This is a genomic window from Sphingobium sp. TKS, assembly GCF_001563265.1.
GTDB lineage: Bacteria > Pseudomonadota > Alphaproteobacteria > Sphingomonadales > Sphingomonadaceae > Sphingobium.
Genome location: NZ_CP005084.1, coordinates 444,812 through 461,422 on the forward strand (window position 1 = coordinate 444,812; position 16,611 = coordinate 461,422).

At 61.7% G+C, this 16,611-nt stretch carries 10 protein-coding genes; 3 read left to right on the forward strand and 7 right to left on the reverse strand.

Annotated features, from left to right (window positions below):
• Positions 1-349: 349 nt before the first annotated feature.
• On the forward strand, positions 350-1,255 hold the full coding sequence (locus K426_RS22855; RefSeq protein ID WP_046764605.1) for a tyrosine-type recombinase/integrase: 906 nt from the start codon (positions 350-352) through the stop codon (positions 1,253-1,255).
• Between the two features lie 4 nt (positions 1,256-1,259).
• Positions 1,260-2,453, forward strand: a complete 1,194-nt coding sequence (locus K426_RS22860; protein ID WP_066562693.1) for an IS91 family transposase — start codon at positions 1,260-1,262, stop codon at positions 2,451-2,453.
• A gap of 508 nt (positions 2,454-2,961) precedes the next feature.
• On the opposite strand, the gene K426_RS22865 is transcribed toward K426_RS22860, so the two are convergent.
• From K426_RS22865 to K426_RS22880, 4 genes are all read right to left on the reverse strand, one after another.
• The gene (locus K426_RS22865) at positions 2,962-5,238 is read right to left on the reverse strand and encodes an arylsulfatase (protein ID WP_237230166.1); all 2,277 of its coding nucleotides are present in this window, start codon (positions 5,236-5,238) and stop codon (positions 2,962-2,964) included.
• Between the two features lie 89 nt (positions 5,239-5,327).
• Positions 5,328-7,556 carry a TonB-dependent receptor gene (locus K426_RS22870; RefSeq protein WP_082749019.1) on the reverse strand — a complete coding sequence of 743 codons (2,229 nt, stop codon included), beginning with the start codon at positions 7,554-7,556 and terminating at the stop codon, positions 5,328-5,330.
• Positions 7,557-7,646: 90 nt separating this feature from the next.
• Complete coding sequence (locus K426_RS22875; RefSeq protein WP_066562697.1) at positions 7,647-10,028, reverse strand: arylsulfatase; 2,382 nt, start codon at positions 10,026-10,028, stop codon at positions 7,647-7,649.
• 356 nt (positions 10,029-10,384) lie between these two features.
• Positions 10,385-11,017 (reverse strand): TetR/AcrR family transcriptional regulator, encoded by a 633-nt coding sequence (locus K426_RS22880; RefSeq protein ID WP_158511771.1) that lies wholly within the window; start codon positions 11,015-11,017, stop codon positions 10,385-10,387.
• Between the two features lie 254 nt (positions 11,018-11,271).
• Here K426_RS22880 and K426_RS22885 point away from each other — a divergent pair, with 254 nt between their 5' ends.
• Entirely contained in the window at positions 11,272-13,605 is a 2,334-nt protein-coding gene (locus K426_RS22885; RefSeq protein ID WP_237230168.1) for a pyrroloquinoline quinone-dependent dehydrogenase, read from the forward strand.
• 45 nt (positions 13,606-13,650) lie between these two features.
• On the opposite strand, the gene bktB is transcribed toward K426_RS22885, so the two are convergent.
• From bktB to K426_RS22900, 3 genes are read right to left on the reverse strand one after another with little or no spacing between them, the layout of a single operon-like run.
• Complete coding sequence (gene bktB / locus K426_RS22890; protein ID WP_066562700.1) at positions 13,651-14,835, reverse strand: beta-ketothiolase BktB; 1,185 nt, start codon at positions 14,833-14,835, stop codon at positions 13,651-13,653.
• Between the two features lie 11 nt (positions 14,836-14,846).
• Positions 14,847-15,626, reverse strand: a complete 780-nt coding sequence (locus K426_RS22895) for an SDR family NAD(P)-dependent oxidoreductase (protein WP_066562702.1) — start codon at positions 15,624-15,626, stop codon at positions 14,847-14,849.
• Between the two features lie 24 nt (positions 15,627-15,650).
• Positions 15,651-16,313 (reverse strand): TetR/AcrR family transcriptional regulator, encoded by a 663-nt coding sequence (locus K426_RS22900; protein ID WP_066563854.1) that lies wholly within the window; start codon positions 16,311-16,313, stop codon positions 15,651-15,653.
• Between the last annotated feature and the right edge of the window lie 298 nt (positions 16,314-16,611).

A 16,611-nucleotide genomic window follows, 5' to 3' on the forward strand; every position in this document is an offset into this window, starting at 1 on the left:
CGAGCCGTCCCTGCCGGGGACGCGGCTGAGATCATTCCGCGAAGCGGGAAGCAACTGGCCTTTGGGAGCAGATTGCGTCACGAACATAGGAAGATCTTGCCTACGGAACCCATCCTGCGGCGATCAACTTGCATCGACCGCGTAGACGACCCTGTACCCGGCATACGCTTGGCAACAGTTATAAATGAATGAACGAACGAATGATTTGGCTGGCTTGACAGAGGGGCGATTAGACGACCCGCTCCGCGGGAGGGTCGCTTGGGGCGCGGTAGTGCGGTAAATATGGGCCTTTAGCGGGGCGAGGTTGCCCTCTGAGGTTGGAAGTTCCTTCAGCGAAGAGGAACTTACCATGACTGTCTCGATCAACACCGCCCCGATCAGCCCGCTGCGCCAGCGGATGCAGCACGACATGATGATGCGGGGTCTCGGTCCCCACACCCAGAAGGATTATGTCCGGCATGTGAAGCGTCTGGCTGCCTTCCTTGGCCGCCCTCCCGACACCGCGACGGAAGAAGACCTGCGCCGTTTCCAGCTCATGCAGCACGAGAGTGGCGTCAGGCCGAGCACGATCAACAGCACGGTGTCGGCGCTCCGCTTCCTGTACACCGTCACGCTCAAGCGGCGGGATCTGTCACGGTCGCTGGTGATCACCCGCATCGTGCCCCGGCTGCCGGAAGTGCTGAGCGTCGAGGAGGCCGCGCGGTTGCTCCAGGCCGCACCGGGCATGAAGTACAAAGCGGCGCTGGGCGTGGCCTATGGCGCGGGCCTGCGCGTGTCGGAGGTCGCCCACCTCAAGGTCGACGATATCGACAGCACGCGAATGCTGATCCGCGTCGAACAGGGCAAGGGCGGCAAGGACCGCAATGCCATGCTCTCCCCGCAGTTGCTCGAACTGCTGCGGATGTGGTGGCGCGAAGGCAGGAAGCGTGGGGTCCTGATCCCGCATGGCTGGCTGTTCCCGGGCCAGACTGTCACTGACCCGATCTCGACCCGGCAGTTGCACCGCGCGGTTCAGGAGGCGGCCGAGGTGGCCGGCATCCGTAAACGCGTCAGTCCCCATACGCTGCGCCACAGCTTTGCCACGCATCTGCTCGAACAGGATGTCGATATCCGCGTGATCCAGGTCCTGTTGGGCCACAGCAAGCTCGAGACCACCGCGCTCTACACCAAGGTGTCCACCCGAACGATCCACGCCGTGTCGGGTCCGCTCGACCAACTCATGGCGCTGATGGAGGGCAAGACGCCCGCCGGCTGAGCCGGTGCGCCCCGACCTTGAGGTCGCCGACATCTTCCGGGCTGCCGGGCCGACGTACCGGGCCGCGCATGCAGGGCATCTCAGCCTGCACCAGCTCAAGGTGATGTCCGCGATCGAGACCTGCCGCACCGCTGCTCTGGGCGGTCACGTCGAGGCCTGCGAGGACTGTGGGCACTGGCGGATCGCGTTTAACAGCTGCAGGAACCGGCATTGCCCCAAATGCCAGGGCGCCGCCGCGCGCACCTGGCTGGCCGAACGGGAGGCGGACCTACTCCCCGTCGGTTACTTCCATGTCGTGTTCACGCTTCCGGCGGAGATCGCCGCCATCGCGTGGCAGAACAAGGCGCTCCTCTACGACCTGCTGTTCAAAGCAGCGTCGGAGACGATGCTGACCATCGCCGCCGACCCCAGGCATCTGGGTGCCCGGATCGGCATCACCACTGTGCTGCACACATGGGGATCGGCGATGACCCACCATCCGCATGTCCACATGATCGTGCCGGGTGGCGGCATCGCGTTCGATGGAAGCCGCTGGATCTCGTCGCGTCCGGCCTTCCTCCTGCCGGTGCGCGTGCTCGGGAAACTGTTTCGCCGGCTCTTCCTTACCCGGTTGACCGTCCTCCACGACGCAGGGCGGCTCGCCTTCTACGGAGCCATGACCGGCCTAGCCGACCGTCGAACCTTCCTGCGGCACCTGGCGCCGGTCGGCAAGAAGCGCTGGGTCGTCTATGCCAAGCCGCCTTTTGCCGGACCGGAGGCGGTGCTCGCCTATCTGTCGCGCTACACCCACCGCGTCGCCATCTCGAACCGGCGCCTGGTCGCCTTTGATGCAAACGGCGTCACCTTCCGCTGCAAGGATTATCGGCGCGACGGCGCTGAACGCCACCGCACCATGACCCTCACCGCCGACGAGTTTATCCGCCGCTTCCTGCTCCACGTCCTGCCGCGCGGCTTCCATCGAATACGCCACTACGGTCTGCTCGCCAGCGCAGCGCGCAGGGACAATCTCGCGCTCGCCCGCAAACTGCTGGCCGTCCCGTCAGAGCCGGAGGTGCCAATGCCCGAAACCCCGCTCGACACCTGCCCACCATGCCCGTGCTGTGGCGGGCGCATGATCGTCATCGAGACCTTTGCGCGCTGGGGTCAGCCACGGGCGCCGCCCAAGCCAACCCTGCCGATCCGGGAGCCCGTCTCATGACCCGGCATGATCAGCCCGTCGCTACGGCCCCGCATGTCGCGCGGTGGTCAACAAAACGACATGCGCCCGGCGATGGCTGGGCCGGTGTCGGCTCTTGGCATTATCACGGTCACAACGGCGAACACGCCTCTGGCGCATCCCAACACCAGCCGTTCCGCCGCCCTCGCGCGTCCATCAGCGCTCCTCTCTTATCCAGCCGAACCAACCGGAAGCATAAATCCCCATAGGGCAACCTGCTGGAATCGCGGGTTCCTGCATGGGAGGCTTTCGTACGCAAGCGCCCGAAACCCTAAACCATGCAGGACGCTCAGCCCCGGATTTTCCGGTCCCAGTTTCTGCCGGTCCGCTTTTCCATCTTGGACGCCCAAAAACTGGCCGATTGCGGAAGGACGGGTTCTGAAAGGAGCCCGGAGTAAGCCGCCGTTCCCCGATCTGGAGCATTCTCAATACTCCAAGGGCAAATGGACTGTAGATTTCTGACGTCTGCAGGAAACAGCGGTGCGCGGTTTCATTCGAGGAAGTTGAATTCAATGTCCAATACTCGACCCTGAAGTATGCTGTTATCTGTTCCATACGCCTCACTCACGGGTGTGAGGCTATCCTGCCCGATGTCCATCCCTTCGCGCAGGGAGTTACGAGTCGCGATCGTCCTGGCTCCCTTCATTGAAGCAACCTCTTTGTTGTCGGCGAAGAGCCTGAACTCACCGCCCGAACCCGGGACAGCTTTGGCAATATGAAACTCTAGCCTGAGGCGATGATAGCCCGATGTCAGCGATTGATCACCACGCATCATATATTGTTCAGCGCCCAGCGCATTATAGTGGAAGGTCGGCTTTCCCTGATCCATGAAAAGTGCATAGCCACCGAACCGGCCGCCATGGGTGACGATGACCCCGTTGGCCCGTTCGTCGAGTACAACTTCCGCATCGATCGTAAACGACTTTCCAACCGTGTTCGGCGCCACGCTTGTTGGCAAACGAGATACTGATCCCTTGAAGGAGAACCCTTTACCCTCCGGAATAGCCGACGGACGGCCCTTTGGACCTTCCCACGGAGCATGGATCGGCAGGATATTGTTCCCCTTCGCTTCTGCCCAGAAAAGCGTCTGCATCTCTTTCAATTTCTGCGGATCGCGCTTAGCGAGATTGATCGATTGAGAATAGTCGGTTCGAAGGTCGTAAAGCTCCCACTCCCGTCCCTCATTCCCCTTCTTCTGATCGGGTTTGAAAAAATCCCAGGGCGCTTCAAGTGGGACCGTCCCGGCCCACCATCCATCATGATAGATGCCCAGATTCTGCATGGTTTCAAACACCTGCGTTCGCCTGTGCGATGGTTCCTTGGGGCTGTCAAAACTATAGGCCATGCTAACGCCATCCAGTGGTTTCTGCGGTACACCGTCCAGCGTGGCAGGAGCTTTCACTCCGGTCGCCTCCAATATGGTCGGAACGATGTCCGACGCGAAATGAAACTGCGTCCGCACTTTTCCGACATCCTTGATCCGGGCCGGCCAGGAGATCACGAGGTCATTTCGGACACCACCCAAATGCGATGCGGTCTGCTTGTAATATTGGAAGGGCGCGTCCATCGCCCAAGCCCACCCCGCCGGATAATTCCCATAGGAACGCGGCCCACCAAGATCTTCGATATGGGCAAGCATTTCCTCCACCGTCTCATCGAAACGGTTCATGAAGGCCTGCTCGTAAAGGGATCCGGTTGCACCGCCTTCGGCACTGGCGCCGTTGTCACCCTGGCTGAAAATGACGAGCGTGTTGTCGAGTGCCCCCGTATCCTTGAGGGTCTCAATAAGCTTCCCAATTTGCGCATCGGCAAAGGCCAGTTGCGCTGCATATACCTCCATCATCCGGGCAAACAGGCGCTTCTGATCGGAGCTGAGCGAGGACCAGGCCGGAAGAAAGGAGGGACGCGGCGTCAGCCTGCTGGTGACCGGGATGATCCCCATCGCCTTTTGCCGGCGATAGCTTTCCTCTCTGATGCGATCCCAACCTGCATCGAACTTGCCTTTGAAGCGATCGATCCAATCTTTCGGGACATGATGGGGGGCATGGGTACTCGCTGACGCGAAGTAGAGGAAAAAGGGACGGTCAGGCGCCAGCTGCCGTTCCTGCCTGATCCAGTCCGAAGCCTTATCCGCAAGGTCAGCGTCCAGAATGTAACCCGGCGAATTCGGAGGCGCCACTGGTGTCGTGCCGCGGTAGAGGGCCGGATGATATTGATCCGTGTCGGCACTCACGAACCCATAATAATCTTCGAAACCCATGCCGGTTGGCCAGCGATCGAACGGTCCTTCGGGTCCCTCCTCCCAGTCCGGGATCAGATGCCATTTGCCGAATGCAGCGGTTCGAAACCCGTCCTGGCGCAAAATTTTCGCGACAGTAGCGGCAGATGGCGGGATGAAACCCGTATAGCCAGGATAGCCGGTCGGGGCATTCGTGACGCGCCCCATGCCGACATTATGCGGATTGCGTCCCGTCAGCAATGCCGCGCGCGTCGCCGAACAAATGGCGCTGTTGTGATAGGCGTTGTAGCGCAGGCCGCGTCGCGCCAGATCGTCATAGGTTGGCGTGGGTACAGGGCCACCGAATGTCGAGCCGGCGCCAAACCCGACATCATCGGTAAGGATCACCAGCACATTTGGCGTATCTTTGGCCGGTACAGGCGTGCGCGGCCATGCGGAGGGAGCCTCCTGCGCGGGTGCCTGCGCCGCGCCAGGAGCGAGCGGAGTCAGCGCCAGGACCATAAGGCTCATCGCATGGATCTTCCGCAACCTGCCCGCCATATAATCCTGCCCTTTCGCAACATTCTCGCTCGCCGCGCCCGGCACTCGGGCGTGGCGAGCCTCACTTCATACCCCGATCAGAACCGGAACGTCAGGTCAGCGCCATAAGTGCGGGGCGCGCCATAGGAACCGCGAAAACCCGTGCCGGACGCCACGACGTCATCGAAATAGCGCTCCCGGAACAGATTATTGACCCAGAAGCCGGCCGACCATCGGCCACCATCCGGCTCGTAGCCGATACGTGCGTTGACCAGATGATAGGCCTTCTGCCGCAGAACTTCGGTCGACGGGTTTGCAATGAAATCGAATTTATAGCTGCCCTTGTAGGAATAGGCGATGTTGACCGGCACTTTTGCGTTACCGACCGGGATCGAATAGTTGACCGACGCATAGGCAGAAAAGGCCGGCGCCCGAAGCAGGCTTTCCCCATCCGCATCATAGGGAATATCGATCATGCCTGGCCCGGAACCGCCCGGTTGCAAGGCGCGGAACACCTTCGCGGTGGCTAGGTCATAGTTGCGATATTCCGAATGCTGCCAGGCAAAGCCGCCCGAGAAGGTCAGGTCGCGCGTGACGTTCCAGGTCAGATCGGCGTCGACACCATAAAGACGCGCATTCGCCGCATTCTGCGTGATGATGACCGCACTGCCCTCGGTCGCGGCGCGAGACACCTGAAGATCCTTATAGTCATAATAATAGCTGGACAAGGTCAGGCGGACCTTACGGTCAAAGAGGCTGCTCTTGAGCCCCACCTCGTACATGTCGAGCACTTCCGGATTGACCGGCGCCAATCCGCCATAGGGATAATTATAACCGCCACTCTTAAAGCCGCGCGCAAACTTTGCATAAAGCATCGAGTCAGCGAAACTATATTCAAGGGTCGCGGTAGGCGTGAACTTCGACCAGGATGCCTCATCCGAATTAGAGGGCGAGACGGTGGGAATGCCGTTATAGTTGGAGGGGGTCAAGCTGACCGCCTTCTTATCCTTCGTGTAGCGGCCACCCACGACCAGTTTCAATGCGTCGGACACCTTCCAGCCCAACTGCCCAAAACCGGCATAGGAAGTTGTCTTGACGAACTGATGCCCCTGCGAGAAGAGACGGGATCCGTTGTCGATGAAGATATCATAGCCGGTCTTGTCGTTGAAGTAGTAAAGACCGGCGATCCATTCGATCGGCCCGTCATTATCTGAACTGATCTGCAATTCCTGAGCGAAGGTCTTGGTTTTCTCCTTTACGAATGCGTCGACCAGAATTGCACTGGTGCCGTCACCATCGAAACTCAGGACATTGTTGAGATCGGCATAGGTGGTGATCGAGGACAGCCGAGCTCCCCCCAGATCGATGCCCAGATCAAACTCGCCAGCGAACTCGCGCTTCTTGATCGATCGATCGACCTGGCTCGACACTTGCTTGATGCCCACGCCCGTCGTCCCGCCCCGAACGATACCGGTATGATATTGCAGCGGACCCAGCGCGACCGTGTCATTGCCCGCCTCATCATTCTGACGCCAATAGCTGAGCGTCAGATTGGCGTCGACCGTGCCATTGTCGAACCGCGCCTTGCCGCGAACGGCAGACATATTCTTGTCGTCCCATTCGCGCCGGCCGCGCGGATCGATGTTGGTGGCGAAACCGTCATGCTGGTCGGTCATGCCCGCGATGCGGATGCCGAAGCTGTCGGAAATCGGCATATTGCCCATCGCCTGCACCGTCAGATGGTTGTAATTGCCATATCCGGCCTTGAACATGCCTTCAGCCTGGTCGCTCACCTCATTGGTGATCACCCGGATGGCGCCCGCCGATGCATTGCGACCGAACAAAACGCCCTGCGGCCCCTTGAGAACCTCGACGCGCTGCACGTCGAACAGGTCGAGCGAAATCGCGGTCTGCCGCGAAATATAGCGCCCGTCGACATAGGTTGCGACGCTCGGATCGAAGCCGTTCTGCAACAGGCGGCTGCCGACGCCGCGGATGAAGGGCTGGACGTTCGGACCCGTATTGTTGATGATCAGCGAGGGGGTCGCGACCTGAATGGCCTGAACGTTCGCGATGCCCGCCTTGGCCAGAGTATCCCCGCTGAAGGCGGAAATCGCGACCGGCACGCTCATCATGCTTTCGCTGCGACGCTGCGCAGTCACGACGATGTCCCCGACATTCGGTTCGGCCGCCTGCGGCGCATCCGCCTGTGTCCCTGCCGCCTGGGCCATCGCCGCTACCGGCAATGCAGCCATGACGATCGGAACAAGCGCCACCCCGGCGCGTGCCATCATCAACCTGCTGCCCATATTCCTGCGTCCTGTCATTGTCCTCTCCTCCCTCTTGGCCGCATATCGCGGCTTTTCGTCACAAGACGTCCGACGTGCCAAAACGCGCTGACGTCTGTGTTGCTTTGCCTAATTCTCCATGTCGAAGGTGACGCTCTTGAGCTCACCGCCGAATTTGCTGTTCGCGATCGTATAATCCTTGTTCACCGGCGAGAGGCTGTCCTGCCCGACATCGAACCCCTCATAGAGCGAGATGCGGGCGAACAGCGTCGCGTCGATCCGGCCGGAACCCACCTGCTGCCCGTCGGCATAGAGCGTCATCGTGCCGCCCGAACCACCCTTGGGCTGATCGGTCTTGAAAACGGCCTTGAGTTGATGATCGCCCGGCGCCAGCGCCTGACCGCCGCGCACCTGATATTGCCGCTGGCCGATGGCATTATAGTGAAAGACGGGCACGCCCTTGTCGAGATAGAGGGCATAACCACCGAATTTGCCGCCCTGCGTCACGATCACGCCGTTAGTATCGGCATTCTGCAAAGCCATGTCGGCGGTGATGGTGTAGCTGTGCCCGATCGTTTCCGGTGCGGCGCGCGGCGGCACACGGGTCAGGCCGGGCTTGTAGGTGAAGCTGGTCCGAGTTCCCCGCAGGCTGGGAACACCGGCCGCACCTTCGGTCGCGCTATGGATCGGCAGGATCTTGTTGCGTGCCGCTTCGGCCCAGAAAATCTGCTGCATCTCGCGCAGCTTCTTGGGGTTGGATTTGGCCAGATCCTTCGACTGGGAATAGTCCTCCGCAACATGGTAAAGTTCCCAGTTGCGATCATTGGGATCGGTGGTGCCGACCGTCTTGAAAAATTCCCAGGGCGCGTTGGTAGGCGTCGTGCCCGCCCACCAGCCGTCATGATAGATGCCCAGATTCTGCATGATCTCGAATACCTGGGTGTGGCGCTGCGACGGCGCGGCGGGCGCGGTATAGGTGTAAGCCATGGAAATGCCGTCGATCGGCATCTGCTGCACACCATTCAGAACCGCAGGAGCCTGTACGCCCGCCGCGTCGAGAATGGTCGGTACAATGTCGGTCACATAATGGAACTGCGACCGTAATGTGCCGACATCCTTGATCCTTGCCGGCCATGAGATGATCATTCCATCACGCAGCCCGCCAAAGTGAGAAGCGGTCTGCTTATAATATTGGAACGGGGTGTTCATCGCCCAACCCCAGCCGGTCGGATAATTATTATAGGCTTCCGGCCCGCCAATCTTGTCGATATTCTGAACCAAGTCTTCGAAAGGCTCGGCATATTGGTTGATGAAGGCCTGTTCGTAGAGCGAACCCTGCTTGGCGCCTTCGCCGCTGGCGCCATTATCGCCCTGCACAAAGACGATCATCGTGTTGTCGAGCTGCCCTTCGGCCTTCAGATGATCGATCACCCGGCCAATCTGCGCGTCGGCATAGGCCAACTCGGCGGCATAGGCCTCCATCAGGCGTGAAAACACCTTCTTCCTCTCCGGCGGCAGCGACGACCAGGCCGGAATGAAGGCAGGTCGCGGCGTCAGCTTCGCGTCGGCGGGAATGACGCCCAGCTTCTTCTGGCGCGCGAAGCTCTGTTCGCGCATCAAGTCCCACCCCTGATCGAACTGCCCGCGGAACTTGGCGAGCCATTCGGCCGGCGCCTGATGCGGGGCATGGGTACTGCCGGTGGCGTAATAGATAAAGAACGGGCGGTCGGGCGCCAGTTGCTTCTGCTGATCGATCCAGGCGATCGCATGGTCGGCCAAATCCCGATCCAATATATAGGCCGGATCATTGTGCGGCGGCTCGACCGGCGTCGTGCCGTTCATCAGCGATGGCGCGAACTGGTCCGTGTCGGCACCAATGAAGCCGTAATAATATTCGAAACCCTGCTGTGTCGGCCAGCGGTCGAACGGCCCGGCCTGGCTTTCTTCCCATTCGGGGACGAGGTGCCACTTGCCGATTGCTGCGGTCATATAACCGTTCTGTTTCAGCATCTCGGCGACGGTGCCCGCCGATTTGGGCATGACGCTGGTATAGCCTTCATAGCCTGTCGGCGCGTTGGTGACGGTCCCCATGCCGACCGCATGTTCGTTGCGCCCCGTCAGCAGCGCGGCGCGGCTCGCCGAACAGATCGCCGCATTATTATATTGCGTATAGCGCAGCCCGCGCTGCCCCAAGGCATCGAAGGTCGGCGTGGGGACCGGACCGCCATAGGCGCTCGAAGCACCATAACCCACATCGTCGGTCAGGATCAGGATAACATTGGGCGCGCCCTTGGGCGCCTGGGGCTGCCTCGGCCAACTCGGCTTCGTGCCCGCAGCGACCCGCCCCGCGAATTGCGACGAGGGCATTTGCGGCTGTGGCATCACGGTCTGGGCAAGGAGCGATGCAGGCAGAAGAGCAACAGCGGCGCCCGAAGCGGCCAACGCCACCCGGCGTCGCCACATCCTGCGCGACGCGATGTTCGCGCCGGTCACTCGATCGGATTGCCACATGGTCAACGTCTCTCCCTCATCTCATTTTCAATGTCCGGAAGCGGCGGCAAATTATCGATGCCCCCGGATCGGGGATGGGATTGAAGGCAGGCATATGAAGCGCGCATTCAGACCCTCTCCTGCTGCATGACCGGCCCTGCAGGCCGCCTTTCTTATGCAAACGGACAGCGGCACGGCGAACAACAGCAACCGTCAGCCAGTCTCGCTGGAGACATACCTAATCTCTATTAGATTTTAATGCAAGTGTTACATAATTTTTTCCGTTATGCGCGGCGGATTTTCTGGCCCCGGCCATCCGTTCAACGCAGTGCAGGAGCCTTTCCCAGCACCGCCATGTCACGCGGAAAATCCCGTCATCACCCCCGAAAGGGCAGTTCAAGCGCCACGCTGATCTGGTCGAGAGTATCGGCAAGGGCCGCTTCCAGTTGCCCCTTCCCTCCACCCGGAATCGCGAAGGATTTATGGTTGACGAGGACTGTGAGGAAACACATCACACCTGTCACGAGACGGCGTACGATGACTTCTTCGGGGAGAAAGGCCAACCGCTCGCGAATCAGCTTCTGAACGTGGAAGAGGTGCAATGGCACAGGCGGCTCTGGCGGATCGGTGAGTGGCCCCAACGGTGGCCGATAGCGGAAAAGATATTGCGTCAGAAATTCCGCGTAGTTGTACCGGCCATCCGCATCGGTCAGTTCGAGATGAGGAAGGCAGATGACCTCCATCAAGGTCCGGATATCGCCCAAAAGGCCGTTTTTCTCCGCCCGCTCCAGCATTTTCCCGCGCTGCTCCTCCATTTGAAGCATGCGGTGGGTGAACAGGCTTTCGAGCAACTCGTCCTTGCCGCCGAAATGATATTGGACGCTCGACATATTCGACAGGCCGGCCGCCGTGGAGATTTCCCGAAGCGAAGTGCCCTCGATCCCCTGGCGCGCGAAAAGCCGCTCCGCCGCGCCCAGAATACGCTCTTTCGTCCTGTCACTTTTCGCCACGCGCACCGGCACCCTCACTTCGAAAGGCGAACTGACCTCCGCTTACCATCCATCCGCCAGCCCTTCCCGCCTTGCAAGCCGGAATGAGCCGCTCAGCCGGATTGACGCAGAAGCAGTGTTGACAATCTGTCCGGCAAAAATCAATCTAATTTACGTTAGGCAAATCGACGGCCGATCCCGCCTTCTCAAGAAGAATTAGACTGGAGAGCAGCAAGGTGAAAGTGAATGAGCTCAGGCGGGAGAGGCGGCCCAGCGTGCGTCATGAAGGCGCGGCACTCCGCATTGGCAGTTTGCTCGGCACGATCCTGCTTGCCTTGTTCGGTTTCGCCATGCTGGCGGGTGGGATCATGCTCATCGGCGTCGGCGGATCAGCCTATTATGCGGCAGCGGGCATATTCATGGTGGCCGCAGCGTGGCTGCGCCTGCGGAACAGCCGGTGGGGCAAGCCCGTCTACGCGGCCTTTCTGCTGCTGACGCTTCTGTGGACATATTGGGAAACAGGCGGAACGGGATGGGGACTGCTGCCCAGGTTGCCGTTGCCGCTGCTGTTCGGTCTCCTCTTCCTCCCTCGGCACATAAACGACAGGCTGTCGCGGCGGCCCGCATTGACCGGCGCCGTGGCGACGGGCGTGCTCGCGGCGGGCGTCCTGACAATCATGCTCTGGCCCGAGACAAGCGCGCCATCGCAGGCAGAGCCTGTGGGCGGTCGGGTCACAGACGCCTCCTGGCAATATTTCGGCGGCGATCTTTCCGGCACCCGCTTCAGCACGGCCGACCAGATCACGCCCGCCAATGTCAGCGGCCTCAAGGTCGCCTGGACCTACAGCACCGGCGCGATCAACGAAGTCGGCAAGGGCGGCATGCAGGCGACACCGATCAAGGTCGGTGAAGCACTCTACATCTGCACCGGCTTCAACGACATTGTGGCGCTCGACGCCGAGACGGGGCGGCAAATCTGGCGCCATGCTTCCGGAACGGACCTCACAGGGGTCAAGAGCGCGGGCTGCCGAGGCGTTGCCTATTATAAAACCCCCGGCGGCGTGGGCGAATGCGCCGAACGGATCATCACCAACACCGTCGATGCCCGGCTGCTGGCGGTCGACCGCTTCACCGGGCAGTCATGCCAAGACTTTGGACGGAATGGCGAAATCTCCCTGCTGACGGGCATGGCCGTGGACATAAAAGGCTATTATTATCCGACCTCCGCTCCCACCATTGCACGCGGCAAGATCATCCTTGGCGGCTGGGTGACGGACAATCAATATTGGGGCGAACCATCGGGCGCGATCCGCGCCTTTGACGCGCGGACCGGCGCATTCCAGTGGGCGTTCGACATCGGCCGGCCCCATGACCATGGCCAGCCGACGGGCGGCAAGACCTATACGCGCTCGACACCCAATAGCTGGGGACCGATGAGCGCCGACGAGGCGCTGGGGCTGGTCTACGCCCCGCTCGGCAATCCGACGCCTGACTATTATGGCGCGCGGCGCCGCCCCTTTGATGAGCAATATGGCACGTCAGTGGTGGCGATCGATCTCGAAACCGGCGCTTCGCGCTGGGTGTTCCAGACCGTCCACCATGATCTGTGGGACTATGACGTCCCCGCGCAGCCCACGCTGATCGATATCGACATCGGCGGCAAACCCCGCAAGGCGCTGCTTGCGCCGACCAAGCGGGGCGCGATCTTCCTCCTCGACCGCGAAACCGGCAAGCCGATCGCGCCTGTGACCGAACGGCCAGTGCCTCAGACCGGCACCGTGCTGGGCGAACGCTTGTCGCCGACCCAGCCCTTCTCCAGCCTGGCCTCACTGATCGGCGAACCGCTGAGCGAGGCGCGCATGTGGGGCCTGACCCCGTTTGACCAGCTATGGTGCCGGATCAAATTCAGGGAGGCGCGTTATGAGGGGATTTTCACCCCTCCGGGCCTTACGCCATCCATCACCTATCCCGGCTATCTGGGCGGCACCAACTGGGGTGGCCTGACCGTGGACAAGCGCACGGGCCGGCTGATCGTCAACATGAGCCATGTGCCAAATTACACCCGTCTGATCCCACGCAGGCAGGCTGACGCGATGGGCGTGGAACCGGTCCACCCCGGCGGCAAGGGGAATTTCGCCGTCATGGCGCAGATGGGCACCCCCTATGCGGCCGCCAGCAAGCCTTTCCTTTCGCCCTTGGGCGTGCCGTGCAACCAGCCGCCCTTCGGCCGGATCGCTTCCATCGACATCCGCACGGGCAAGATGCTGTGGGCCGAGACGCTGGGCACGACGCGCGACGCGGGGCCGTTTGGCGTCGCCTCCCACCTGCCGCTGCGGACGGGCATGCCCAATACGGGCGGACCGATCTCGACCGCCGGAGGGCTGACCTTCATCGGCGCGACGCAGGACCGAGCGATCCGCGCCTTCCAGAGCCGGACAGGGCGCCTGCTGTGGACCGCGCGCCTGCCCGCTGGCGGACAGGCGACGCCGATGACCTACCTATCCGCGCGCAGCGGGCGGCAGTTCGTCGTCATCTCGGCCGGAGGAAACAAGCTGCTGGGCAGCAAATTGGGCGATCAGATCGTCGCCTTTGCCCTCCCCAGCAAATAGGATGGCAGCCTGCCCGCCGCCGGCGAGGCGGCGGGCAGAAGGCTTTCAATCGATCACCCGCTCGATGACCATGGCGATCCCCTGCCCGCCGCCGATGCACATGGTGACAAGGCCATAGCGCCCCGCAATCCGCTCCAGCTCATAGAGAGCCTTGACCGTCAAAATCGCGCCCGTCGCACCGACCGGATGGCCGAGCGAAATGCCGGACCCGTTGGGATTGACCTTCTCGGGATCGAAGCCGAGCAGATGGGCGACGGCACAGGCCTGCGCCGCAAAGGCTTCGTTCGATTCGATGACATCGACCTGATCGAGCGTCACGCCAGCCCGCTCCAGCGCGATCGGCACGGCCTTGACCGGCCCGATGCCCATGCGATCGGGCTGGACCCCGGCATGGCCCCATCCCAATATTCTGGCTCTGGGCTTCAACCCCTTTTCCCTGACCGCCGCCTGCGAGGCGAGGACCAGCGCCGCCGCGCCGTCATTGATGCCGGACGCATTGCCCGCCGTGACCGTGCCACCCTTCTGGAACACGGCCTTGAGCTTGCCCATATCCTCCACATTCGCGCCACCGCGGACATGCTCGTCCGTGTCGAACAGCTGCACGCCCTTGCGGTTCCTGATCTCGACGGGCAGTATCTGCTCCCTGAAGCGTCCTTCCGCCTGCGCAGTCGCCGCGCGCTGGTGGCTGAGCACCGCCAGTTCGTCCTGCATGTCCCGTGTGATATGATGGTCGGCGGCCACATTCTCCGCCGTCACGCCCATATGCATGCCTTCGAACGGGTCGGACAGCACAGCCGTCAACGCGTCAACCATAGCGACATCGCCCATTTTCTGTCCGAAGCGCGCCGCAGCCATATGATAGGGCGAGCGCGTCATCGATTCGGCGCCCCCGGCCACGGCAATGCCGCATTCCCCCAGCGCGATCATCTGCGCGGCGGAAATAATGGCCTGGACACCCGATCCGCACAGCCGGTTGAGCGTCAGCGCGGGCGCTTCGACAGGCACGCCTGCCCCAACCGCTGCGACGCGGGCGAGATAGGCATCCTTGGGTTCGCTGGGAATGACATTGCCCATGACGACATGCTGCACGGCATCCGGCACCAGCCCCGCGCGCCGGACGGCCTCCGCGATGACCAGCGTGCCAAGACGAGCGGGCGGAATATCCTTCAGGCTGCCGCCGAAATCGCCGATGGCGGTGCGAACGCCCGACAATATGTAGATCGGTTCCATAATCTCTCCTCTCACCGCGGCGCCATGCGCAGCGCGCCGTCAAGACGCACCGAAGCCGCGTTCATGTAACCATTGCCGATCAGGAACAGCACGGTCTCGGCATATTCCTCCGGCTTTCCCAGACGCTTGGGAAAGGGCACCGTCGCGGCCAGCGAATCCTGAACATTCTGCGGCAACCCGGCGAGCATCGGGGTACCCAATATCCCCGGCAGGATGACGTTGCAGCGAATACCGTCGCCCATGAGATCGCGGGCGATCGGCAGCGTCATGCCCTTCACCCCGGCCTTAGAGGCGGCATAGGCCGCCTGTCCGATCTGCCCATCCTCGGCAGCGACGGAAGCGGTGTTGATGATGACGCCCCGCTCACCATCCTCCAGCGGATCGAGCGTCAGCATGCCCGCCGCCGATTTGGCGATGCAGGCGAAGGTTCCCACCAGATTGATGCTCACGGTGCGCATGAAGGCCGCGATGCGATGGGCAACAGGCGCGCCGCTTTCCCTGTCGCGGCTGGCCGTCTTTTCGCCCGACGCGATGCCCGCGCAGTTGACGAGAATGCGCTCCTGCCCCTGCGCATCGCGCGCCTTGGCAAAGGCAGCGTCGACCGATGCCTCATCGGTCACATCGACGGCGCAAAACAGGGCGCCAATCTCAGCCGCCAGCGCTTCGCCGCGCTCGGCATTCACGTCGAAGATCGCGACTCTGGCCCCGGCGCCCCGCAGCGCCCGCGCCGTCGCCTCACCCAATCCCGATGCGCCGCCGGTCACGACGGCGGGCATGTCCTTGATCCGCATTTTCTCTCTCCTGTGGATATGGCTTCAGGCCTGTGTCGGGCCAAGCCTTAGCGGCATGCACATGACGGCCACGATCTGCTCCATCGTGTCCTCCAGCGCTTCCTCGAACGTCTCCCCGAACATCTCCCCGTCCGTGCCATGATGGCGGACCAGGATGTTGAGGAACATGAGACTGATGCTGATGAGCCGCCGCTGCGCGACATGCGGCGGCAGATAATCAACCCGATCGCGCAGCAGATGGAGCGCGCGGGTCAGATGGGGCGGCTCCGATCCGCTGAAATCGCCAAATTCCGGAGAACGGCTTTGCAGCAGATACTGGCTGAGGAAGCTGGCATAGCTATGGTTGCCATCGGCGTCCTGAAGGTCGAGCTGCGGCAGCAGGATGATCTCCAATATGGTGCGCGCATCCTTCAGCCGCCCGCCTGCTTCCGCCCGGCGCAACAGGGCGCCGCGCGCGTCCTCCATCTGATCCATGCGAAAGTCGAAGATGGCGCGCACCAGACCCTCACGCGATCCGAAATGATATTGCACCGCCGCGTGATTGCCCTGCCCGGCCTGTGCGGCAATCTCGCGCATCGAGGCACCATGGATGCCGCCCTTCGCAAACAGCCGCTCACCGGCGAGGATGAGGCGGGTCTTGCCGTCGAGACTTTCGGTCGCCGCCCCATCCTCCAGCTGGTTATCCATGCCCGCCACCCACATTCCTTATTACATCTGTTTTAGAAATACCCGGCATTGAAGGCGGGCCGAAAAATATATTTCCAGAAACCACCCCTTCCCAACCGCCAAACCGATCGCAGAAAAATGGGCATATTGCAAGAATTTTAGCGGTATTTCGGCATAATATGTCGACGCACCGCGCTCACAACCTCTGCGCGCTGGGCCAAAGCCCTAGCCCAGACGCGAAATTACACTTGACTTAAATTCCCGCGCTGGATTATCCCTAATCACTGTTAGACAGCCCTGGCCCATATGCCGCCCAAAG

Coding starts and splice junctions, on each gene's coding strand:
- K426_RS22855 (WP_046764605.1), top strand. CDS start 350: ATGACTGTCTCGATCAACACCGCCCCGATCAGCCCGCTGCGCCAGCGG.
- K426_RS22900 (WP_066563854.1), bottom strand. CDS start 16,313: ATGGATAACCAGCTGGAGGATGGGGCGGCGACCGAAAGTCTCGACGGC.
- bktB (WP_066562700.1), bottom strand. CDS start 14,835: ATGGAACCGATCTACATATTGTCGGGCGTTCGCACCGCCATCGGCGAT.
- K426_RS22875 (WP_066562697.1), bottom strand. CDS start 10,028: ATGTGGCAATCCGATCGAGTGACCGGCGCGAACATCGCGTCGCGCAGG.
- K426_RS22870 (WP_082749019.1), bottom strand. CDS start 7,556: ATGACAGGACGCAGGAATATGGGCAGCAGGTTGATGATGGCACGCGCC.
- K426_RS22895 (WP_066562702.1), bottom strand. CDS start 15,626: ATGCGGATCAAGGACATGCCCGCCGTCGTGACCGGCGGCGCATCGGGA.